The following is a 23943-nucleotide window of genomic DNA, read 5'->3' as shown; positions in this document are numbered from 1 at the left end:
TTGACGGCTTAATATTTTTATCTTGGATATCGTTGGTTTTAAGTCGCGTTTATAAAATGATTTTCTTATCGTTTATTCGCTGTCTGGTTTTGATTAACAAAGATAATTACTACGGAGTCAGTCTAATATGCACCAACTAATTAAATTATCTCTAAAATTTTCCTCGGTGTTAGCCATTAGCTCAGTTTTGGCCTCCCACAGTTTAGCGTCACCAAGTGAGCTAATTTCACAACATGAATGTGAAGCTTGTCATGGGCCAAACGGTGTTAGCTCAGACACGAATATTCCGACCATCGCAGGGATTCCCGAGTTCAACTTTTTCGACCAGATGTTGCGTTACCTTGAGGGCAGACCCTCAGCTTCGGTTAATCACGTATACGGAGACACGAGCCAAAAAGGCGACATGGTGACGATAGTCAAATCTTTATCTGAAGCGCAGATTGAAGAGTTAGCAAAACATTATGCTGGGCTTGAGTTTGTGCCTGCTAAGCAGTCTTTCGATCAAGCGTTAGCGATGAAAGGTAAGGCTATCCACGCGAAAAGTTGCGAGAACTGTCATTCGGATGGTGGCAGTAACGCTCTGGATGAAGCTTCGATTTTAGCTGGTCAGCAGAAGGGCTATCTCGCCACTACGTTGCAACAGTTTAAGCAAGGCAAACGCTCCGTTGATAAAAAAATGGATGAGGCGTTCAAAGGGCTTAGTGCCGATGATTTAAACGCGCTCGTAGAATACTATGCGAGTTATCGCTAGCGCTGCTTTGGGATGAACACCAATGAGTTTATGGCGTAAACCAAACAGAAAATGGATGCTTGGCATACCAATTGGTGGCTTATTGGCGTTTATCCTTGGTGGGGCGGCCCTCAGTGTTTTTCACTTTGGTATGGATTACACCAATCGCAACGAGTTTTGTTACAGTTGCCATATTGGGATGGATACGATAGTTGAGGAGTACCAAGCATCTCCACACTTCAAAAATGCTCAGGGTGTGGTTGCCGCTACGTGCAGTGATTGCCATGTCCCTAGGGAGTTTTTTGCTAAAATCGCATTGAAAATCGGTGCTACAGCCGACATCTATCACAAACTGACTGGAGAAATTACGTTAGAGAACTTCGAGGCGGAGCATCGTCCGAGGTTGGCTGCTGAAGTCACACAGCAGTTTATCGAGAATAAATCAAAGCAGTGTCGATATTGCCATTCCGTTGACAAGATGGATTTCGAAGCGCAAGGACGAACCGTTGCGCGTCGACATCAAATGATGGAAAGTCGAGAGCAATCGTGCATTGATTGCCATGCGGGGATTGCTCATCACCTGGCTATTTCTCTAGATTCTCCAGAGACTGTCCCACCTGAGGAGTAATACTGATACTTTCGGCTTCTTTCGCGATGGCTTTGACCATGCCTTTGAATATGAATAGATGGGCTGGCATCATGGCAAACCAGTAAAGCAGCCCGAGAAACCCCTGTGGGTGCCACCAAGCGGTGATATCCAGTTCTCGTTCATCGCCATGGTCTTTGATGGTAATTTCTAAACGTCCAAGCCCCGGGCCTTTCATCCCAAAAAACAGTGAGAGGAACTGATCTTCCTCGCAGCGAATCACTTTCCAAGAGTCAATATAATCGCCGACTTTGAGCTCCGGCCCCGGAGGAGAAACGCGAATCGGTTTCCCGCCACCAAAAAAGATGTCGAGCCATTCACGTGTGCGCCACAAAATGTTGGCAAAGTAATAGCCTTTTTCACGACTCCCGATTTTTTGAGCCACTTTCCATAATGCCGCAGGGGAGGCTTGAGTTTTTATGCTCGCACCGGCTTGTTTAGGGTAGTAGCCATACCCCGGTTGCCATCGACGAAGTGCCGCTGGCTCAAAGCCCCAAACATTACTGCGCACAAACGTGCCTTCATCTTGGATGGTATCGGATACCGCTTGCTCGTAGTTGATCAGCGTTTGCGGAAATCGTGCTTCAATCGCTTTGGAATCGGCAATGTAGTCATGCTCTAACCCCGCGAGTAATGCTTTGCCGATGTTTGCTGGTACAGAGGTGACCAAGCCGAGCCAGTACGATGCGATTTTGGGGGTAAGCAACGGTGTCGACCACAGCCGATAAGGCTTGTTGGTGATTCGGCAAATGACTTTAAACTGCTCGCGGTAGCTGAGTGTATCTGGCCCACCAACTTCATAAATTTGGTTTTCTTCTGGGGGTGATGCTTCGGCCAGCTGCAATAAATAGTGATTGAGGTTGGGTAGGGCAATAGGGTTGGCTTTTGAGTCGACCCATTTAGGCGCAATCAAAATAGGTAAGTTGTAGACAAAATCTCGCATGATCTCGAAAGCCGCGGAGCCGGGGCCAATGATGACGCCTGCACGCAATTCAGTTACTGGAACGCCAGACTGTCGGATAATTTTGCCCGTTGCTTTGCGTGCGGCTAAATGGCGCGAGTTTCCGGTTTGCGGTTGGATGGCACTTAAATAAATGACATGTTTGACACGGCTTTGCTCCAACGCGTATTTAAAGTTCAAAGCAAGGTTTAGCTCGTACTCAACAAAGTCATCGCCTTGTGCCATTCCGTGTACTAGGAAAAATACCAAGTCAAAATCGTTCACCACAGCGAGCGTGGCTTCTGCGTCGGCTAGGTCTAGATACCGCAACGTTAAATTAGGATGGGGCCGAGTCCTTGACTCCAAATAATCGATATGTCGCGCCGCAGCCGTGACGGCGTAACCTTTTTCTAAGAGTAACGGAAGAAGTTGAGAACCAATGTAACCCGAGGCGCCTAGCACCAACACCTTTTTCATTATCTGTCCTTTTAATCGTTGGTGGAATAAACACCGCAGAGTATAATCATGAGACACTTTCCCCATTCTATCAATAAGTTGTCGTTGGAGCGCTTGTGACTTTTCTCTCTCAACTCTCAATACATGCAGATAAAGCATTCTTACGTCGCTTATTCGCGATCGCGCTACCAATTACACTGCAAAGCATGATGTTTTCTAGCCGAAGCCTTGTCGATGTGCTTATGCTCGGCCAACTTGGTGAAGCTGAAATAGCCGCTGTTGGGGTAGCGGCGCGCGCGACGTTTGTTACTACCATCATGTTAGTTGGGGTGACGACGGGTGGTGCATTACTGACCGCACAATATTGGGGGGCGGGCGATAAAGTCGGGGTACGTCGCAGTACCGCTTTAACATGGATGATAGCCATGGTGTTTGCCGCCATTGCCGTTACTTTGTTTGTTATTTTCCCACAGCCAGTCATGAAACTGACGACAGACTCACAAGAAGTGATTGAGTTAGGGGCCAGCTATCTAATTATTTCATCCGTTAGCATGTTTGCTGTTGCGTGTGTCGCTAGTATGTCGGTGGGCTTGAGAGCGATGCACCAACCGGGGCTGAGCACATTTTTTAGTGGTATAGGCATTCTGTCTAATGTTTTCCTTAACTGGGTGTTAATTTTTGGTCACTTAGGTTTTCCTGCTTTAGGGATTACAGGGGCAGCCATTGCAACGGTTATCAGTGGCGCGATCGAAGTCGGTTGTCTATTTGGCTATTTATGGCTGAAGAAACACATAATTGCATTTGGTTGGGATGATATACGCGCAGGTTTGGTTGTAGACAAAATAACGCGTTTCTTGAGCCTTTCCTTACCGACCACATTTAACTTTTTGGCATGGGCTGGTGGATTGTTCGCTTACCATGCCATCATGGGGCAAGCGGGTGTGCAAGGTTTGGCAGCGTTGTCGGTGATGACGCCCGTTGAGTCAATCGCTCTCGCTATGATGATTGGCCTATCGAATGCAGCTGCGGTTTTAGTGGGTAACCAACTCGGCGCGAAAAACTTTGAACCTGTGTATTACCAAGCTTGGGCTACGGTCATTTTGAATGTGTTTATCGCATTTGTGGTCGCTGTTGTATTGATAGTGTCCAATCAATGGATCCTTAATGCGTTTAGTGCACTGACAGCGGATACTCGCCAGTTAGCTGAACAGTTTATGGTGATTCTTGCTTTAGGTGTCGTACTACGCTCGGTGCCGATGATGGTCATTGTTGGGGTATTACGTGCAGGTGGTGACGTTAAGTTTTGTTTGTATCAAGACATTCTTGCGCAGTGGGTGATCGGGATTCCACTCGCTGCATTTGCAGCGATTCAGCTCGGTTGGGAACCGCAATGGGTTTACTTACTCTTTTTGACCGAGGAAGTTGTGAAGTGGGCGATTTGTTTGCCAAGAATGGTGAGCCGAAAATGGATGAAAAACCTTATCGGTCAATAGAGGTAAACAGCGTTTACTGCAGCTGCAAAAATCTGCTCAATACGTCAACAAAATTAGGAACAGAAAGTGAATCGAGTTGCATTTGTACTCTCATAGTGTGATCAAGCATTCAAAATACTTTCTACTAACAGGATTTTAGTGTAGATTCTGATCCCAATTTTTAAATACCATCCGAGCGGCATAATCAATGTTAAAACTGTCAGACCTATGTAAAGGCTATGTAGACGGGGGAGAATTTCACCCTGTATTACAAGGGGCAGAATTAACATTACAGCAAGGTGACCAAGTCGCTCTGATGGGAGAAAGTGGTTCGGGTAAAAGTACTTTGCTGAACTTAATTGCCGGACTGGATACTGCAGACTCTGGTGAAGTTCAGTTTCCAAATTTTGCCATGCATGATGCGCCAGAGCATTTGAGAACCCTTTATCGCCGCAACAATATTGGTAATATCTTCCAACAGTTCAACCTGCTTCCTACGCTCAATATTGCCGACAATATTCGTTTTTGTCGTCAGTTAAAAGGTTTGCCAGAAGATAAAGAGTTGTGGCGTCAAATTCTTTCTGCTCTGGATTTAATGCCTCTGCTAGGCCGTTACCCGGAAGAAGCATCTGGTGGTCAGCAACAACGTGCTGCTATTGCTCGCGCACTCTATATGGAACCTAAAATCCTACTCGCTGATGAGCCAACTGGTAGCCTAGACGAGCGAAACGCAGAAGCGGTAATGCGCTTATTGACGAGTCTCGCTCGCCAACTGGAGTGTACTTTGCTGTTAGTGACACACAGTGAAAAAGTGGCGGCCCATATGGAAGGTAAGATTCGACTTCAAGGAGGGCAACTGCATGTTATGGCCCGTAGTTAAGGCACTACTCGGTCATTACCGTCGTTACCCACTACAAATTATTCTTGTCTGGCTAGGGTTAACCTTAGGCGTGTCCCTTCTTGTTGGTGTTACTTCTATCAACCAGCATGCAAAACAAAGTTATGCGACAGGAGAAAAGCTTTTCTCCAATCCTTTGCCATACCGAATCCGAACTAAACACTCTGCCAATAAAATCCCTCAAGGTTTCTATATCCAGTTGCGTCGAGCTGGGTTTAACCAATGTGCGCCGTTTGACGTGCTGCATCTAGATGCTAAAACCGATATGAGCTTGATGCTGGTGGGGATTGATCCTGTCGCGATGATTCCATTGCAGCAAGGCAAATCTTTGGGTGAGATGCCCGTTCTATCATTAATGAAACCTCCTTATCCCATTCTAGTCAGTCAAGATTTGGCCGCTTACATGAGTTGGCAGGATGGGGACTTTATTGAGATGAATGACGGAAGTCGTCTCGGACCGATTCAAGTCGATAAAAACAAAATGCTCTCAGGGACTCGGCTGGTTACTGATATATCGTTGTTGCGTATGCTCAAGCGGAGCTCAGGTTTATCTGCGATTTCTTGTGGTGAAATGCCAGAGGAAAAGCTAATAGCACTGAAAAATATGCTTCCCAATGGCATGACGCTCGTTAGGAATACGCGTACGGAGCTTGAGTCGTTAACTAATGCATTCCACATGAATCTCACTGCGATGGGGATGCTGTCATTTTTGGTCGGGTTGTTTATTTTTTATCAAGCGATGTCTTTGTCATTTATTCAGCGACAACGTTTGGTGGGTATTTTGAGACAGACGGGGGTCAATGGAACGCAGTTGGCTCAAGCATTGTTGTTAGAGTTGTCGTTGCTCGTCTTTATTGCGTGGGCGTGTGGTAACTTTTTTGGTTTGATCTTGGCAAATGAGCTGATCCCTGCAGTCTCATCGAGCCTGAGCGATTTGTACGATGCCAACGTAGGCTTAACAATAGGATGGTCTTGGCAGTCCAGCTTATATAGTCTGATCATGGCAGCGATGGGCGCATTAATATCGTGTTTGTGGCCATTGATTCGTTTGTTGAAGTCACAGCCAATTCGTCTATCTTCTCGACTGTCATTAATGCGATTTGCAGGGCGTGAGTTCTCTTGGCAGGCGCTTGCTGCGTGTGCGTTTTGTGTCGCGGCAATCGCAGTGTATCAAGCACCGAAAACACAAGAAACTGGCTTTGCCATTATTGCGCTGATGTTGGTTAGTGTGGCCTTGTTCATGCCATTTATTATGTGGCATATGTTCCAGAGCTTTTCTTACACCATGCGTTGGGTACGTGTACGTTGGTTTTTTGCCGATGCGGCTGCGAGCATGAGTTATCGCGGTGTGGCAACAATGGCGTTTATGTTGGCACTGGCGGCAAATATCGGCGTAGAAACGATGGTAGGCAGTTTTAGGGATACAACCGATAAATGGCTCAACCAGCGATTAGCAGCGGATATTTATATCTATCCGACAAATAACTCAGCAGCTCGGATGAGTGCGTGGCTGCAAAACCAACCAGAAGTCAACTCGGTTTGGTGGCGTTGGGAAAAAGATATGCCAACCGAACATGGTGCTTTGCAAGTGGTGAGTACAGGCTCTTCTGAAGGTGAGCTAGATGCACTGACGGTAAAACTAGGTGTCCCGAATTACTGGTATCAACTGCACGCGACCAAGAGCTTGATGGTGAGTGAATCGATGGCCTTGAAGTTGGATATTCGCCCAGGAGACTTCATTAGTTTGCAGGAACCACTAGGTGGAGACTGGCAAGTCGTTGGTGTTTATTACGATTATGGAAACCCGTATAACCAGGTGATGATGTCGCACCGGAATTGGCTGTATGCATTTGCAGGGACGGGCAATGTTGGCCTTGGTGTGGTGTTAAAAGATAGCGTTAATGGGGAGGGGCTGAAAAATCGCTTAGAAAATGTATTCCGCCTCCCGCAAGACCGTGTGTTTGATAATGGTAATATTTATAGTCAGGCAATGAGGGTATTTGATCATACCTTCGCTATTGCAGGAACCTTGGGCAACATCACGCTGATTATTGCTGTGTTTGGCTTATTCTTCGCGACATTGGCGGGCGAGTTGTCGCGGCAGCGGCACTTCTCTTTGCTGAGATGTATGGGGGTATCCGGAAAGGAACTTGTCGCATTAGGTGGTTTGCAGTTGTTTGTTTTCGGGGCCATTTCCGCGATTATTGCGGTGCCACTTGGTCTGGCACTTGCACACTTGATCGTTGATATTATCATTAAGCAATCATTCGGCTGGTCTCTGGAGCTTCAAACGATCCCTTGGGAATACGCTCAAACTATTGCTTGGGCGATGCTTGCCATCATGATTGCTGGCGCATTGCCAGTTATTAGAATGATTAAGAGTACGCCAATGAAGTCATTAAGGGACGCGTTGTAATGAAAAAAGTGGGCTCTAAAAAACGCTTGTTAGTTTCAACGATCATTGTTATTACGTTTGCCTTTTTGACCGGGGCTGCTTTTTACTCAACTTTTTGGTTGGAAGCGACAGCAACACAAGAAAGCGAGCTTAATTCTATTCTAACGCGTGAAAATCAAACGATTTTTGAACCTGTATTACCTGACGAGCATGTCTCTTTACCGTCAGACTTTCGCTTTCATCCCGAGTACCAACATGAATGGTGGCACTACTTTGCGAAACTGAAAGATGAACAAGGGAAAATATACAATGTTCAATGGAGTTACTTCAGGGTCGCGACAGACGAGCGAGAAACCAGCGGATGGCAAAACCCTCAACTGTACATTTCACATGTTGTCATTAGCCATGGTTCGCACGTCTGGAAAGAGCAACGTGTAGCGAGAGGCGGGATAGGCCAAGCTGGCATGACTAATCGTCCTTTCAGGTTATGGATTGATAATTGGACATGGCGTTCACTTGGTGCAACGCCTTTCCCTGGTAACTTGAATGTGACTACCGATACGTTTGGTTTAGATCTCAATACTATGACAAATGGCCCCTTTGTCGTGAATGGAGACAAAGGTTTTCAGGTTAAACACGCGTTGCAATCTGTTGCCTCTTTCAGTTTTAGTGCGCCATTTTTAAAGGTGAAAGGGAGTTTGAACATTAATGGCAAACGCTTCTCTGTTGCTGGCTCTGCTTGGGCTCAGAAAGAGTGGGGCAGTGGCTTAATTGGTGAAGGGCAACAGGGTTGGGATTGGTTTGTATTCAATTTAGATGATGGTCGAGCACTGACAGTCAGCCGCTATCGCCACCATGGACAAACACCGCATGTATTTGGCACCTTGTCCACACGCTCAGGTAAAGTCATTAATCTCTCAGATGATGATATCAGTATTAAACCAATGCAAGTGACCAGTTTATCAAATGGAAGAAGGCTGCCTTTGCAGTGGATTATTAATATTCCAAAGCATCAAATTAACTTGACCACTCGTATTATCAAATCAGATATGTGGCTTCCGTTTGTTATACCGTATTGGGAAGGTCCTACCTTAGCTTCTGGCTCCAACGAGGCTTGGGGCTTTATGCAGCTCACTGGTTATTAAATTCTGATAAAAACCACCCTAATGGGTGGTTTTTTAGTGGATGAAACTTCCTGAATTTTTCTCAAAAGTATGGGGTTATCATGACAGTACATGCCATGTTATGCTGATTTTCTCATAATCTTGATAAACATTTGGCGCGATAACCACAAGTACGCGCTGTGATCAAAATTGAGTGTTATGTTGGAAAATACGATGTATAGTAAACTTCATATCGGAAAAATCGAAGTTTATACTCTGAAGAAGCGATTATTCTAAAGTTTTCGACCGCTATACACTCTTATCATTCTTTGTTAATCGTTTATTAAGATAATAAATATAAGGACGAAACCATGAACGATGTCATTCGTGACTTTTTCAAAATGGAATCAGCTGGTGGTATTCTTCTCGTGATTGCCGCGGCAATTGCGATGACCATTGCTAACTCACCGCTGGGCGAAACTTATCAATCTGTACTGCATACTTATGTATTTGGTATGTCAGTTTCTCACTGGATTAATGACGGCCTAATGGCTGTTTTCTTCTTACTCATTGGCCTTGAAGTTAAGCGAGAGCTACTTGAAGGTGCGTTAAAATCAAAAGAAACCGCAATTTTCCCTGCGATTGCAGCGGTTGGCGGTATGTTAGCTCCTGCTCTTATTTACGTAGCCTTTAATGCCAACGATCCTGAGGCGATTTCTGGTTGGGCAATTCCAGCGGCGACAGATATCGCTTTCGCTTTAGGTATCATGGCGTTATTAGGTAAGCGTGTACCAGTAAGCCTAAAAGTGTTCTTGCTAGCGCTTGCTATCATCGATGATTTAGGTGTGGTTGTTATTATCGCGCTATTTTACACCGGTGACCTGTCGACCATGGCGTTGCTTGTTGGCTTCATCATGACTGGTGTCCTATTCATGTTGAATGCGAAGGAAGTAACAAAACTTACGCCATACATGATCGTCGGTGCGATCTTATGGTTCGCGGTGCTTAAATCTGGTGTTCACGCAACATTGGCAGGTGTAGTGATTGGTTTTGCTATCCCACTAAAGGGAAAGCAGGGCGAACATTCTCCACTTAAACATATGGAGCACGCGCTTCACCCATACGTGGCATTTGGTATTCTGCCTCTATTCGCATTTGCCAATGCGGGGATTTCGTTAGAAGGCGTATCGATGTCAGGTCTAACTTCAATGCTGCCACTCGGTATTGCTTTGGGTCTACTGGTTGGTAAGCCTCTAGGTATCTTTACCTTTAGCTGGGCAGCGGTAAAAATGGGCGTTGCTAAGTTACCTGAAGGTGTTAACTTCAAGCATATCTTTGCGGTATCTGTGTTGTGTGGTATTGGCTTTACAATGTCTATCTTCATTTCCTCTTTAGCGTTCGGAAATGTAAGTCCTGAATTTGATACCTATGCTCGACTCGGTATCTTAATGGGTTCGACGACAGCAGCATTACTTGGCTATGCCTTACTGCACTTTTCTTTGCCTAAGAAAGCACAAGCGTAAGATAAAAAATGCGCTATTTTGTAAAGCCTCCCAATCGGGAGGCTTTTTTATACCCATAGTTCAGTACATCAGCGACTTAATAGCGACACTTTCGTATTAAGCGGATGTCTAACCCATGGAGATGAACGGAATCATCGAAAAAGGTAGGTTGGCAGATCTGCAGGCGAAAAAAAGCCCAGCCGAAAATTTGACTGGGCGGATACAAACATAGGAGTTAATAAGAAAAAAGCAGCAACGTAACAATTAGATGGAAACAAGTTTGACGGCCAGTGAAACTTAAAATGCCCTAGTTGTTACATTTATTCAGACCGAGCCTTTTCCAAACAGTTCCATTTTTTTTCAAAAAAAATTCGATTTAATTCTTTCTGCCCGCTTGTATCGTAAAGAAGTAAGAGAAGAGGCGAACAGCGTAACCAACTTAATGGCGGTTTGAAACTCGATAGCCCTCTTTTCTATAGTAGCTATAAACTTAAATTGCATTTCAAACCCGCACCTCCTGCTCCGACCGCCTAACGACATTGCTAGCGTTTCAAATACGATGGTTTGCGAAACTTGGTCATTTTCTTCAGGCGAGCATCATTTGCTTATTAGACTTAAATTCAAAAGATTAGATCACACCTTCTAAGTTCTGGTCAGACCAATTGGTGAAAGTGTGATGTTAATCATTTGTTAATCTAAAGTTTCAGGAGTATATTTTCAAACAGTTGTTTAATACGAGTGATTAAAATGGCCCCGAGAACATCAACAAAAGAAAAAATACTCGATGTCGCAGAAGGACTCTTTGCTGAACATGGTTTTAATGATACTTCGCTAAGAACGATAACAGGTAAAGCGAACGTCAACTTAGCATCGGTAAATTATCACTTTGGTGATAAAAAAACGCTAGTTAGAGCGGTTTTAGATAGATACCTAGAAGCGCTCATGCCGAGCATTAAAACCTCACTAATTGAGTTAAATACGCGTGATAGCTACGACATGGACGACGTCTTTGAGTCATTGCGTTTACCTTTGCGTACATTAAATGATGTGCGCCCCAATGGTACTGCATTATTCATGTTGTTAATTGGCCGTGGTTACACAGACGTACAAGGTCATCTGCGTTGGTTCATCACCACTCGATATGAAGAGGTACTTAACCTCTTCACCTTCTCGATAATGAAGGCAAACCCGGAACTATGTGAGGAGCAGCTGTTTTGGCGACTGCACTTCACGCTAGGTACCTGCGTATTTACGATGGCTTCAAGCCAGGCTCTTTCGGAGCTTGCTGAAAGTAAATTTGAAAAGGAAGTCGATGTGAAATCTGTCGTCGATTTACTGATTCCTTATTTGTCAGCAGGAATGTCAGCGAAGCAGTTGGCACAAGACAAATAAGAAAGTTAAACCAATAATAAAATTATGCCCAGAGCGGTTACGTGAACAAAAGGATCTGAACTATGAGCTCTCTACGAAGAAAATGGATTAGTGACCCAGCTTTTAAAGTGTTCAAAAAAGTATTGCCACCTCTCTCTAGCACCGAGAAAGAGGCGATGGAAGCGGGTAGTGTGTGGTGGGATGCCGAACTATTTTCAGGCAAGCCTAACTTCACTACATTGCACCATTATCCAACGCCGACACTGACAGCAGAAGAGCAGTCATTTATGGATAATGAGCTTGAAACCCTGCTAGAAATGCTTGATGACCAGAAGATTGTCAAAGAAGACAGGGATTTACCGCCTGAAGTATGGGAGTACTTACGTAAAGAGCGATTTTTCTCACTGATCATTTCAAAAGCGTATGGTGGTCGTGAATTTTCCGCTTTAGCGAACTCAACCATTGTTTCTCGTATTGCGACTCGTAGCATCAGCACCGCTGTCTCGGTTATGGTACCGAACTCTCTTGGTCCAGGTGAGCTTTTATCGCACTATGGCACGCAAGAGCAAAAAGATTACTGGTTGCCTCGTCTTGCTGATGGTACCGACATTCCTTGTTTTGCATTAACAGGGCCCGAAGCGGGATCTGACGCCGGTGGTATACCAGATCAAGGCGTAGTTTGTTATGGCACTCACGAAGGCAAAGAAGTGCTTGGCGTGCGAGTTAGCTGGAATAAACGCTACATCACACTTGCGCCAGTGGCGACAGTGCTCGGATTAGCATTTAAGCTACAGGATCCAGAAGGGCTACTTGGTGATAAGAAAGAGGTTGGAATCACATGTGCGCTGATCCCCGCTGACCATGAAGGTGTCGAGATAGGCGAGCGCCATGATCCTCTGGGTTCTGCATTTATGAATGGTCCGACTCGTGGTGAAGATGTCTTCATCCCTATGGACTGGTTGATCGGTGGCGCTGATTACGCAGGTAAAGGTTGGCGTATGCTGGTTGAGTGTCTTTCTGCTGGTCGTGGTATCTCTCTCCCAGCGCTTGGCACAGCGATTGGCCACCTTACTACACGTACAACCGGTGCTTATGCTTACGTGCGTAAACAGTTTGGTATGTCGATCGGTAAGTTTGAAGGTGTCGCAGAAGCAATGGGGCGCATTGGTGGCCTTACTTATCTACTAGAAGCAACACGTACGCTGACGACGACTTCTCTCGATATGAAAGAAAAACCTGGGATTGTAACCGCGATTGCCAAGTACCACATGACGGAAATCGCGCGTACTATTCTAAATGATTCGTTTGATATCCATGCGGGTCGTGCGATTCAAGATGGCCCAATGAACTATCTTGCTAAACATTATCTCGGTATCCCAGTTGCGATCACTGTGGAAGGCGCGAATATTCTGACTCGTAACCTGATGATTTTTGGTCAAGGTGCGACTCGTTGTCACCCATATGTACTAAAAGAAATGGAAGCTGCTGCGAATCCAGATTCTGAACAAGGGGCGAAAGAATTTGACAACTTGCTCTTTAAACACATCAAACATGCAGTAGGCAATACATTTGGTGCATTTGGCGCGGCGCTAACTGGTTCTCGGTTTGTAAAAGCGCACATGAGTGGCCCAACACAGCAGTACTATAAAGAAATCACAAGATTAAGCCGAGCACTTGCCGTTAGTGCTGACTTCGCGATGTTAACACTAGGCGGTGATTTGAAGCGTAAAGAAATGATTTCCGCACGTCTGGGTGATGGCTTAAGCTATCTATATATGGCGTCTGCCGCACTGAAAAAGTATGAAGATGAAGGACGTCAACAAGGCGATCTAGATTTTGTCCACTACGCCGTTCAACACTGCTTGTATAACGCATCTAAGTCATTAAATGAGGCTTATACCAACTTCCCTGTGAAATACGTTGGCGGTGTGCTGAAAGGGTTATTGTTCCCACTTGGCAATCATTTCAATAAGCCAAGCGATGAACTGTGTGTGAATTTGGCGGAAGCGATGATGACGCCAGGAGCACAACGTGATCGACTCACGCATCTTTGCTACATCGGAAAATCCGACGACGACAGCGTAGGCTTAATGGAGAATGCCTTCCTCGCAATGTACGAAATCAAACCATTAGAGCGTAAGCTTATGAAGGCTGCGAAGGATGGGAAAGTGGCTCGTAAAGGTCTTTTACACGACCGTTTGCAGCAAGCATTTGAAGCTGGCGTGTTAACTGAGCAAGAAATTGACCAAATCATGGCGGCAGACAAATTGCGTTACAAGGCGATTCAAGTTGACCACTTTAGTCATGACTTTTCTGAAGTGCGAACTGATTGCCCAAAAAAGTCGCATTTGAACCCGGCGGCATAGTAAACCGTTAATACTAAGAAAAGCACCTCAATGAGGTGCTTTTTTGTGTTCTTGCAGAGTGGATGTTGGGATAGTGCTCCAACCACTTGCCTTTTCAGAGCATTTTTACAGAAATTAGATGCGAAATCCCGACGAAACTTTTATCCTAACAAGGTTTTTTAAAGGAAGTTGAATATGATCATCAAACCTAGAATTCGTGGATTTATCTGTACTACAACGCACCCTGTTGGTTGTGAAGCTAACGTAAAAGAACAAATTGCGTACACTAAAGCGCAAGGCCCAATCAAAAACGCACCTAAGCGCGTTCTTGTTGTCGGTGCATCAAGTGGCTACGGTCTATCTTCTCGTATCGCTGCGGCATTTGGTGGCGGTGCATCAACTATCGGTGTTTTCTTCGAAAAAGAAGGTACTGAGAAGAAACCAGGTACGGCAGGCTTCTACAATGCAGCTGCTTTTGAAAAGCTAGCGCGTGAAGAAGGCCTGTACGCAAAAAGCCTAAACGGCGACGCTTTCTCAAATGAAGCGAAACAGAAAACTATCGAACTGATCAAAGAAGATTTAGGTCAGATCGATATGGTGGTTTACTCACTGGCTTCCCCAGTACGTAAAATGCCAGAAACTGGCGAGCTAGTTCGTTCAGCGCTTAAGCCTATTGGTGAAACTTATACATCAACTGCCGTTGATACCAACAAAGATGTGATCATCGAAGCAAGTGTTGAGCCTGCAACAGAAGAAGAAATCAAAGACACAGTAACCGTTATGGGCGGTGAAGACTGGGAACTTTGGATTAATGCACTGTCTGATGCTGGTGTTCTTGCTGAAGGCTGTAAGACAGTCGCGTACAGCTACATTGGTACTGAGCTAACTTGGCCAATCTACTGGGATGGCGCACTAGGTAAAGCGAAAATGGACCTAGATCGTGCGGCGAAAGCGCTAAACGACAAGTTAGCAGCGACAGGCGGCAGTGCAAATGTTGCTGTACTTAAATCTGTTGTAACTCAGGCAAGTTCCGCAATTCCTGTTATGCCACTGTACATTGCAATGGTATTCAAGAAAATGCGCGAAGAAGGCGTACACGAAGGCTGTATGGAACAAATCTACCGTATGTTCAGCCAACGTCTGTACAAAGAAGATGGTAGTGCAGCAGAAGTGGATGAGATGAACCGTCTACGTCTGGATGACTGGGAACTTCGTGACGACATTCAGCAGCACTGTCGTGAACTATGGCCTCAAATTACGACTGAGAATCTAAAAGAACTGACTGACTACGTAGAGTACAAAGAAGAGTTCTTGAAACTATTTGGTTTCGGTGTTGAAGGCGTAGATTACGAAGCGGATGTAAATCCAGCGGTTGAAGCTGATTTTATCCAAATCTAATCGAATGACTGATTAGACAACCGATATACAAAAGGCGCTCATTGAGCGCCTTTTTTGCTTTCATCAGTCAAAGTTATTAACTTAATATTATCAGGATCGTACCGGCTAACGTCATCAGAATATTGGCAATCGCATAGGTACCCGCATAGCCAAGAGCAGGGATGGTGGATTTAGCGTAGTCGTTGACGACATCCATAGCTGGGGCACAAGTTCGGGCACCAATAATGGCACCGAAGAGCAGGGCACGGTTCATCTTGAGTATGTGTGCGCCCACTAAATAGGCCAGTACCACAGGCACAACACTAACAATGAATGCTAAACCAATCACTTTTGGACCAACTTGAGTCAAGTGCTCGAACATCTTTCCGCCTGCACTTAGACCTATTCCCACCATAAAGAACATCAAACCCAAATCTTTGACCATATTCAGCGCCCCCTGCGGGACATAGCCGAAAGTAGGGTGATTTGCTCGTAAGAAACCAAGTGTAATACCAGATAACAAAAGACCTACCGCGTTGCCCAAGCTGAACGAAACCTGGCCGAATGTCATCGTGATGAGGCCAAACAGAATACCCAAAATAAAGAAGCTGCAAAAAGCGAGTAAATCGGCCATTTGACTGTGGATCGAGATGAAACCGATTTTTTCCGCGAGTCCATGTACTCGGCTTTTCTCGCCGCTCACCTGAAGGACGTCACCTTTAGCGAGCACAATGTCTAAGTCCATCGGCATTTCTATTTGCGCACGTACCACGCGGTTTAAGAAACAGCCAAACTCAGATAAGTTTAAATCCGATAAGCGCTTGCCTGCGATAGCGTCACTTTTTACGACAATTTCTTCTTCAACGATGCGCAAATCAAGCAAGTTACGATCAAATACTTCTTTACCGTTACGGAAGCTAGGATCCAAGCGAGCATGGCTATCAGGGAAGCCAACCAGTGCAATTTCATCACCTTCTTGCAAAATAGCATCACCATCTGGATGGGCGAGAATACCGTTACGGCGGATTCGCTCAATGTAACAGCCAGTTTGACGATAAATGCCCAGTTCACGCAAGTTCTTGCCGTCAGTCCAGTCAATCAATTCTGGGCCGACTCGGTAAGCACGAATAATCGGTAAGTACACTTTTCTTTGGCTTGAATTTCCAAGGCCACGTTCTTGAGCAATTTGCTGCGCAGAATCAGACAGATTCTGCTTCTGTAGTTTTGGCAACAGCTTCGCGAACATGATCATGCTTATTAGGCCGACCAGATAAGCCATCGCGTAACCTACGGATAGATTTTCTAATACCAAAGAAAAATCCATATTGCGCGGTATAGTCGCAAGGCCAGAGTTAAGAGCGTCTTGTGCACCAACCAGTACAGGTGTTGCTGTCAACGCGCCAGCCATCATACCGGCTGACAAGCCAAAATCGAGGCCGAAATAGTGGCTCAAGCCATACGTTAAGCTGACTGCGGACACGAGAACGGTCATACTTAAAATAAAGTAATGCTTACCATCTCTGAAGAATATGCCAAAAAAGTTTGGTCCAGCTTCAATGCCAACGCAATAGATAAACAGCATAAAGCCAATGGTTAATGCTTCTGCATTGAATGAGAAGCCAAGGTGACCCATTACCAACGAGGTAATAAGAACGCCTATGGAGTTGCCTAGTTGTAATTTGCCAAATCGGATTTTTCCGATGGCAAGGCCAATGGCTAATACGACGAAGATTAGAAGAATAGGGTTTTGCTCAAGAAGGTATACGACGTCTATGTTCACTGTGTGGCTCGGTAAAGTGTGTGCCAAAAAGATTAAGAATTGCGAATTGTAACTAAATATAGCAAAAAGATAAGTGAATTTTTTTAGGTTTTACCATTAGTTGACGTAAGGTAATAACCAACTGAAAAATAATAAAAAAGCCGCATGAAGCGGCTTTCTTAAAAACTGTCTTTATTACTCGTCAAATAGACCTAGGTGCTCTTTCGCGTATGCTTCGAACTCGTCGCAGCCACCGATGTGCTCTTGGTCGATAAAGATTTGAGGAACAGTTTCAACTGGTTTACCAACTGTTTTCTCAAGATCTGCTTTAGAAATGCCTTCAGCATGGATATCAACGTAACGGTAGTTGAAGTCGTCACGCTTCGCTTTTAGCGTTTCTGCGTGTTCTTTTGCACGAACACAGAAAGGACATGCAGGGCGACCAAAGATAACAACGAACATAATCTTATTTCTCCTAAATCTATTCTTTTTTGAAAGCGTACAAAACATAGCGGCTGAGTGCGCTCTCTTTTGTTGCAGTAACTATGCCCGATCCAGATACGGAAATAAAGCGGCAATTACCTCTTGGTTCTATAGGTGAAATCTATCGAATAAAAACTAAACGCGCTCCCTTATTCTATGGCTCTAAAGTATGTGAAGTGACGCATAAAAACATACATTTTAAGGGGTTAATGATGGCAAGGTGGAATTGGTCAATTTTTTTTATTCAAAAACATAGCAATCTAATCTGGCTATACGCAAATGACTTCAACTCTTACATAAGTGTTAAATCAGAGGGCAAGAGGTTATTTGGGTATATTATTTTGGGAGGATGTGTATGTTTCAGTTTATGACTGCAACAAGGATTATATTTGGTGAAGGTGCACTTCAGTCTTCATTATCCGTTATCAACCAATTTGGCTACAGTGTTTTGCTGGTAACTGGGAAGGACACCCAACGAGCCACGCCCATCATTAACTACCTTAAAGCTCAAAATATGCGTTACCAACACGTAGCAATCAATGGCGAACCTTATATCACAATGGTAGAAGAGACCGCGGTACTCGGTAGAAAATTCCAGCCTGATATGGTGATTGCTATTGGCGGTGGCAGTGTCATCGATATGGGTAAAGCCCTAGCCGCTATTATTCCTAATCAAGGCAATGTTTACGATTACGTCGAAGTGGTAGGAAGAAACGTACCATTAAAGGCAAAACCTCTTCATTTTATTGCAATTCCTACGACAGCAAGCACGGGCTCAGAGGTGACTCGAAATGCGGTGTTGAAGTCTGGACAAGATAAAGTGAAAGTGAGTCTTCGAAGCCCTGATATGCTGGCAGACGTTGCCATTGTGGATCCGACGCTCACTTATGGAACCGATCAATACACATCCGGGCGTGGCGCGATGGATGCGTTCACTCATTTGATGGAAGCGTATGTGTGTGGTGAGCCCAACCCTCTTACAGATATGGTGTGCGAAGAGGGACTTCGTCGTTTAAGCCGTTCAGTGATTGCTGCTTGTAAGCAAGATAATCATAAGGCTCGCTCGGATTTATCATTCGCTGCGTTGCTCGGTGGCATGGCCATTACTAATGCCAAATTAGGTGCTGCGCATGGGCTTGCGTCGGCGTTAGGAGGTAAGTTAGATGCTCCCCACAGCGTGATCACGGCGCGTCTTGCACCGCACGTGATGCAGGAAAATATTAACGCCGCGAAGCTCGCTGGTAGGAATGATGTGATAAATCGTTATCGTAAACTTGCCCAGCTGGTTACCGATCGTGCGAACGCGAATGAGCACGATGGGGTTCTTTGGGTAAATATGGTGTTAGATAAGTTAGCGTTGCCGTTACTTGGCCAATTCGGAGTATGCCAAACTTCTTTTGAACAAGTGGCGAACGATGCGCTTAAGTCGATGGCGATCAAAGGCAACCCGCTACCCCTTAATCAGGAACGTTTGATATACATATTGCAGCAAGTCTGTGATTGCAGTGGAGAGTGTGTGGCAGAGAGCACACAACACGTGAGCTCTGTAGAAGTGCTTGAATCAAGAACGGACTTATCGAGTGTGAACGACTTGGGTTGATGTATTGATCTAAAGCACATTGAAAAAAGGGGAGCGTTGAGCTCCCCTTTATTAAATCTTTCACTAAACAGCAGGACTTAGTACTGACTTAGTTTGTCATAGCGACTGTCTTTCAACGCATCTTTTACGCGTTTTAGGTTCTCACGGAAACCTGTACCACGGCGGAGTGTGAAGCCAGTTGCCAGTACATCAATCACCGTCATCTGTACAACTCGACTCGCCATTGGCATATAAACGTCGGTATCTTCAGGAATATCAAGCGTAATAGCGAGTGAACTTGCTTTTTCTAGCGGTGAGTCCTTTGCTGTAATCGCAATGACCGTCGCGCCGTTTTCACGAGCAAGGTTTGCTATTTCGACCTGACTCTTCGTTCGACCTGTGTGAGAAATAAGAACCACAACATCATTATCACTGCAGTTAATACAACTCATGCGCTGCATGACAATGTCTTCAAAACAAGTAATTGGAATGTTAAAGCGAATAAACTTGTTTTGTGCGTCTCGGGCTACAGAAGATGATGCACCAAGGCCAAAGAATGAAATGCGCTTCGCTTGCGTTAGCAAATCGACCGCACGGTTCACTTGCATTGGATCTAGGCTGTTTTTCGCGACATCTAAACACGCCATGGTCGATTCGAAAATCTTATGGGTGTACGCGTCTGGGCCATCGTCTTCTTCCACGTTACGGTTAACGTAAGGGGTACCGTTGGCTAGGCTCTGTGCCAAGTGAAGCTTAAAATCTGGAAAGCCCTTGGTGTCCAGACGACGACAGAAGCGGTTTACAGTGGGCTCACTAACATCAGCCATTTTAGCCAACGTTGCAATGCTTGAATGAATTGCAGTTTGTGGAGACGCCATAATTACTTCCGCAACTTTGCGCTCTGACTTACTGAAATTCTCCAGGTTTTTTTGAATTTTTTCTAATGTATTCATAGTGTTCACGAGGGTATAGAGAACAACTCGCTGGCTCTGTTAACGAAAGGAAACACGAAGATTCCAGAGTAGAGTGGGGCGTTAACGAAAACAACCAGCGCCATAGAATCAGTATAAACCTGATCTTCAATCAGTCTAAACCAATAACGGATACTATTTAGTGAGAATTTGACAGGCCTCAAACAAAATGTTGTAAAAACTACAGAATTGGATGTGTAATCGATGTTTTGTTGCGCCAGTCGCACGAGAATGATGTTTGAGTTACATCAAAACGAAAAAAAATTTCAAATTGATGTAACTCTTTCGGGCCATTAAGACGATTGGATATCAGTGACCACCTGCTGAATTCTTTCCATCAAATTTGGTGCTTGCTTGGCGATTTCACGCTGTTCATCAAGCACCGAACTCAAAATCTCTTTGGTCGTCAGCGGATTAGCCAAAACCACTCGGAACACAATCGTGTTCATGCGCTGCCATTGGTCTGGGTTCAGTCTTGTACGTGAAACAAACGATTTGCCCGTTTCGCGCTGACGCTTTTGAATAAACTGTGTTAATTCATTAATCAGTTCATTCAGTTGTTCTTTTTGTGAACCTTCCGCTTTTGCTAATGCCTCACGGATGAATGGCGGCAAGTAGCGGTATGTGAGCAGACAAAGCTCTGGTTCAGAAACCAATTCGAAATCATATTGCTGCTTGATTAAATCCGCAAAGTAGCGAGCTTTTTCAATGCTTTGGTCTATCAGCAGCTCATAGCCAGGGCGGCTGATGATGTGCATTGCGGCATAGACCAACATTGCCATGCCTGAACGAGAGCCTTCTAATGTATGACTGCCTAGGTCTTTTGAGCCTTTACGCAAGATATATTGAGCGTGATGCTCTATGGATTTCATTGCGTCAGGGTCTTTGAACAGAACCATACCAGCGCCCATCGGGATGTAGAGTTGCTTGTGCGCATCAATGGTTACTGAGTCTGCCATTTCCACACCGTTAAGAAGGTGACGGTGGTGATTAGACATAAGTGTTGCGCCACCCCATGCGGCATCCACATGGAAATGACAACCGTGAGCTTGGCAGACTTCTGCGATTTCAGGTAGCGGGTCGACATTACCTGTCTCTGTTGTACCAGCTACACCAATAACAGCAATAGGCTTGATGTTTTGTTTCTCTAGTTCAACAATTTTCGCTTTAAGGTCGTCGACAATAATACGGTTGTTGGCATCCGTTTTAACCGCAACCAAGCCTTCTTGACCTAAACCTAGTACATCGGCTGCTTTCTTAAGGGAGTAGTGACCACGCTCAGACACCAATACCGCTAAGCCATCGTAGCCATAATGCTTCATGGCTTTAAATAGGCCTTCTTTCTCAACGCCTTTAAATGAACTATTGGCTCTTAACGCCTTGTTACGTGCTACCCAAAGTGCAGTGATATTGGCAATGGTACCGCCGGAGCAAAATGCGCCCAATGAGTGGTTTGCGCTATGCATCCACTGATCGTAAAACGTATCGCTCTGACCATAGATCAAGCGATGTAGCATGCCCAAAACTTGACGTTCAAGCGGGGTAAAGGCTTTAGAAGTCTCTATCTTTACCAGGTTTTGGTTTAAGGCGATCATGATCTTTGACAGTGGCATCAAGAAATAAGGCAGCGCCGATGTCATATGACCAATGAAGCTTGGTGAAGAAGTGTGAACGGAGTGCGACACCAAAGTGTCGAGTAAGTGTTCTGTATGATCTGACACGAACTCTGGCTGCTCAGGAATCTGAGCAGAAGAAAAGTCTTTTTCGATTTCGCGTAAAGGCTTTTCTTCTGCCACGATGTGTTCACGAAGAAATTGATTTAGATTTCGCGAGAGGCTCTCGTCAATTTTGGTTAACGTTGAGTCAGGACCTTCTGGGACAGTGAAGATCTTTAGCAAGCTCTCAAAGCTAACGTCAGCGGTTTTTTGTTCCTTAACCATAGCAAAGAATCTTTGTAGTTATTGTGGTAATGCGAGCGGCACAATCTAAACTAAAACGGGCGCAAAGTCCCGTTTTAATTGTTGAAACCCATGTTGCTGAAATGAAAATTTTAGGTGAGGGCTACAATCTTCGCATTAAAAAATCGTTGATTTTAATGTGTTAAAAACACTCGGCGTTTTCGAGCATCCTCAACGATTAATTAATCACACTTCTGCTTTTCAATCTTCTCTATTGACTGATTGTACTTATTAAGCGCAGTATCAATTTGTTGTGGATGGCTAAGCAGGTCGGCGAATGCTGAACGGAGTTCGTAGTTTTTTGGATGGTTAGTCGATTGACGGTCACTAAACGTTTGTTTTGCGACTTCACCTAACTTATCACTTCGGCTTGCTAGCTGCTTAACGTCGTGTTGTTCTAATTTTAGCCATGCTTCGATTGGCTGTTCTGTTGCAACACGGCTAGGATCGTTCTCTAGAAAATAGTGCACTGCTTCACGGTTTAATTCAAAGTGATGTTTACGGCCGTCCAAGAACCACTGGCTAACTTCTTTTAGATCTGGATACTGGGTAACCGTCAAATCGACAAGATCTTGATACCACTGTAGTGAGGCATCAACATAGCCGTCGTATTTGCTTGCAAGACATTGTTGATCTGCGGCAAACGTAAAAGTTGAGCTTGTAGCGAGGAGCGCTGCAACGACAAAGCGTTTCATTCTTCTTCCTTCTGGTTGTTATCCCTTTATTAACGCAAGGCACATAAGTTGATGTTTCACCCTTCTTTCTCTTTAGTCGTGATAAATCATTGGGCTAATTGATAAAAAGAAAGCGGATTATTGCCAAAATCTTGATCACTTTGACGTTAACTGGGTATTTGAATTTTTGCCGTATTGTAATGGATGTTAAAGCGAAAACCTGAGATCTAGCTAGCAAGTGATACAAAGAAAAGCATCATAACTGGTACCAGTAAACTCAAAATAAACCCACTAACGATGGCGACTGGGACACAACGCACACCACCTGTAGTCTGAATAACAGGTAGGGTAAAGTCCATTGCTGTTGCACCTGCATAACCAATTGCTGTGCACGGATAGCTGCGAATAAAGATAGGAATGGCTACCAGCGCGACCAGCTCTCTCATCAATTCGATCAGGAAAGATGCCCCCCCAAACACGGGGCCAAAAGCGTCTCCCATCAAAATTCCTGCGAGTGAATACCAGCCAAAGCCTGAAGCCATCGCGAGGGCTTGATAGAGAGGAAGGTCCAAAAGTATCGCTGCAATAACGCCACCAAGCATGCATGTTGCGATCACAACTGCCGCAATGGCCATACCCTGTTTATTTAATAGAATTTGGCGAAGAGTAAGCCCACTATTGCGAAGCTGAATACCAATAAAAAATAGGAGCAGGAAGAGTATCCATTCGCTCGCTGTATCCACCCAACTTAAATCGATGGGTAACAGCAGACCAACTACTAGCCCGCCACCAACGACAACAATCAGCTTTACTGATTCTAAAGCCATCGAGGATAGTGGCAGCTTCTTTTGATTCTGATTGGTCTGGAGAGGAATAATCCTATCGATAATAGGCAGCGCTAACAGGTTACAGGTACTTAAACATAAAAAGAAAGTACTCGCATAGAGGAGAATACTCTGTAAGTTGCTACTTAAGTTATCGAGCGCTGCTAGGCTAAGTCCCATCAACGACAAAATGACGTAAATAAGGTAGGACGTTGATTGATTGATCTTCTCCAGTAACGAGGCTCGAGATATAGGAATTAGATACCCCACAACAAGTGGAGCGAAAATAAATAGCATCCCTGAGAACATAAAGCTCTATGATTCCTTTTTTGAGATAATACCAACACACATAAATCAAATTATTTATCGGTTGAAATTAGAGAGATATTTCACCAAATACCAAACGCTGCTCAGCCTTGAGCGAATCGTTTATCGCGAATTAGGTGTGAGAAAACGATAA

18 protein-coding genes are annotated in these 23943 nt (G+C 44.8%); 11 read left to right on the top strand and 7 right to left on the bottom strand.

Going from position 1 to position 23943, the window contains the following annotated elements; genetic code table 11:
- Positions 1 to 127: 127 nt before the first annotated feature.
- On the top strand, positions 128 to 751 hold the full coding sequence (locus R2S67_RS06935; protein WP_024699886.1) for a c-type cytochrome: 624 nt from the start codon (positions 128 to 130) through the stop codon (positions 749 to 751).
- Positions 752 to 773: 22 nt separating this feature from the next.
- Complete coding sequence (locus tag R2S67_RS06930; protein WP_226421808.1) at positions 774 to 1358, top strand: NapC/NirT family cytochrome c; 585 nt, start codon at positions 774 to 776, stop codon at positions 1356 to 1358.
- Here R2S67_RS06930 and R2S67_RS06925 read toward each other — a convergent pair.
- Positions 1315 to 2793, bottom strand: a complete 1479-nt coding sequence (locus R2S67_RS06925; RefSeq protein ID WP_317342944.1) for a DUF2867 domain-containing protein — start codon at positions 2791 to 2793, stop codon at positions 1315 to 1317. The two genes, R2S67_RS06930 and R2S67_RS06925, sit on opposite strands and share 44 nt — an antisense overlap.
- A 95-nt stretch (positions 2794 to 2888) precedes the next feature.
- On the opposite strand from R2S67_RS06925, the gene R2S67_RS06920 reads away from it, so the two are divergent.
- From R2S67_RS06920 to fabV, 8 genes are all read left to right on the top strand, one after another.
- A complete protein-coding gene (locus R2S67_RS06920) occupies positions 2889 to 4265 on the top strand; it encodes an MATE family efflux transporter (RefSeq protein ID WP_317342942.1) in 1377 nt (458 codons plus the stop codon).
- A 187-nt stretch (positions 4266 to 4452) separates the two neighbouring features.
- Positions 4453 to 5124, top strand: a complete 672-nt coding sequence (locus R2S67_RS06915) for an ABC transporter ATP-binding protein (RefSeq protein ID WP_005393230.1) — start codon at positions 4453 to 4455, stop codon at positions 5122 to 5124.
- Positions 5105 to 7558, top strand: coding sequence for an ABC transporter permease (locus tag R2S67_RS06910; protein WP_237311814.1), 2454 nt, complete (start codon positions 5105 to 5107; stop codon positions 7556 to 7558). The genes R2S67_RS06915 and R2S67_RS06910 overlap by 20 nt, the downstream gene beginning before the upstream one ends.
- Complete coding sequence (locus R2S67_RS06905; RefSeq protein ID WP_203342304.1) at positions 7558 to 8682, top strand: lipocalin-like domain-containing protein; 1125 nt, start codon at positions 7558 to 7560, stop codon at positions 8680 to 8682. The genes R2S67_RS06910 and R2S67_RS06905 overlap by 1 nt, the downstream gene beginning before the upstream one ends.
- Before the next feature lie 329 nt (positions 8683 to 9011).
- Entirely contained in the window at positions 9012 to 10163 is a 1152-nt protein-coding gene (nhaA, locus tag R2S67_RS06900; RefSeq protein WP_006742626.1) for a Na+/H+ antiporter NhaA, read from the top strand.
- Between the two features lie 726 nt (positions 10164 to 10889).
- Complete coding sequence (locus R2S67_RS06895; RefSeq protein ID WP_005393225.1) at positions 10890 to 11534, top strand: TetR/AcrR family transcriptional regulator; 645 nt, start codon at positions 10890 to 10892, stop codon at positions 11532 to 11534.
- A gap of 62 nt (positions 11535 to 11596) precedes the next feature.
- Positions 11597 to 13879: an acyl-CoA dehydrogenase gene (locus R2S67_RS06890; protein WP_006742625.1), complete on the top strand. Its 2283-nt coding sequence runs from the start codon at positions 11597 to 11599 to the stop codon at positions 13877 to 13879.
- 174 nt (positions 13880 to 14053) lie between these two features.
- Positions 14054 to 15256 carry an enoyl-ACP reductase FabV gene (gene fabV / locus R2S67_RS06885; RefSeq protein WP_006742624.1) on the top strand — a complete coding sequence of 401 codons (1203 nt, stop codon included), beginning with the start codon at positions 14054 to 14056 and terminating at the stop codon, positions 15254 to 15256.
- Positions 15257 to 15332: 76 nt separating this feature from the next.
- On the opposite strand, the gene R2S67_RS06880 is transcribed toward fabV, so the two are convergent.
- Together R2S67_RS06880 and R2S67_RS06875 are read right to left on the bottom strand one after the other, a co-directional pair.
- Entirely contained in the window at positions 15333 to 17015 is a 1683-nt protein-coding gene (locus R2S67_RS06880; protein WP_006742623.1) for an aspartate:alanine antiporter, read from the bottom strand.
- A gap of 174 nt (positions 17016 to 17189) precedes the next feature.
- Positions 17190 to 17456 carry a GrxA family glutaredoxin gene (locus R2S67_RS06875; RefSeq protein WP_005378026.1) on the bottom strand — a complete coding sequence of 89 codons (267 nt, stop codon included), beginning with the start codon at positions 17454 to 17456 and terminating at the stop codon, positions 17190 to 17192.
- 376 nt (positions 17457 to 17832) lie between these two features.
- Between R2S67_RS06875 and R2S67_RS06870 the strand changes: the two genes are divergently transcribed.
- Positions 17833 to 19077 (top strand): iron-containing alcohol dehydrogenase, encoded by a 1245-nt coding sequence (locus R2S67_RS06870; RefSeq protein WP_065645318.1) that lies wholly within the window; start codon positions 17833 to 17835, stop codon positions 19075 to 19077.
- A gap of 77 nt (positions 19078 to 19154) precedes the next feature.
- Here the strand turns inward: R2S67_RS06870 and R2S67_RS06865 are convergent, their stop codons facing one another.
- The 4 genes from R2S67_RS06865 to R2S67_RS06850 form a co-directional block, all read right to left on the bottom strand.
- Positions 19155 to 20009: a MurR/RpiR family transcriptional regulator gene (locus R2S67_RS06865; RefSeq protein WP_005378021.1), complete on the bottom strand. Its 855-nt coding sequence runs from the start codon at positions 20007 to 20009 to the stop codon at positions 19155 to 19157.
- Positions 20010 to 20320: 311 nt separating this feature from the next.
- Complete coding sequence (panP, locus tag R2S67_RS06860) at positions 20321 to 21967, bottom strand: pyridoxal-dependent aspartate 1-decarboxylase PanP (protein ID WP_317342938.1); 1647 nt, start codon at positions 21965 to 21967, stop codon at positions 20321 to 20323.
- Positions 21968 to 22167: 200 nt separating this feature from the next.
- Entirely contained in the window at positions 22168 to 22680 is a 513-nt protein-coding gene (locus tag R2S67_RS06855; protein ID WP_012841922.1) for a hypothetical protein, read from the bottom strand.
- A 206-nt stretch (positions 22681 to 22886) separates the two neighbouring features.
- Complete coding sequence (locus R2S67_RS06850) at positions 22887 to 23792, bottom strand: lysine exporter LysO family protein (protein WP_074191149.1); 906 nt, start codon at positions 23790 to 23792, stop codon at positions 22887 to 22889.
- Positions 23793 to 23943 lie beyond the last annotated feature (151 nt).

It is taken from the genome of Vibrio sp. T13N, assembly GCF_032970445.1.
GTDB lineage: Bacteria > Pseudomonadota > Gammaproteobacteria > Enterobacterales > Vibrionaceae > Vibrio > Vibrio diabolicus.
The sequence above is the reverse complement of the archived record's forward strand: the minus strand, read 5'-3'. Positions and strand labels throughout refer to the sequence as shown.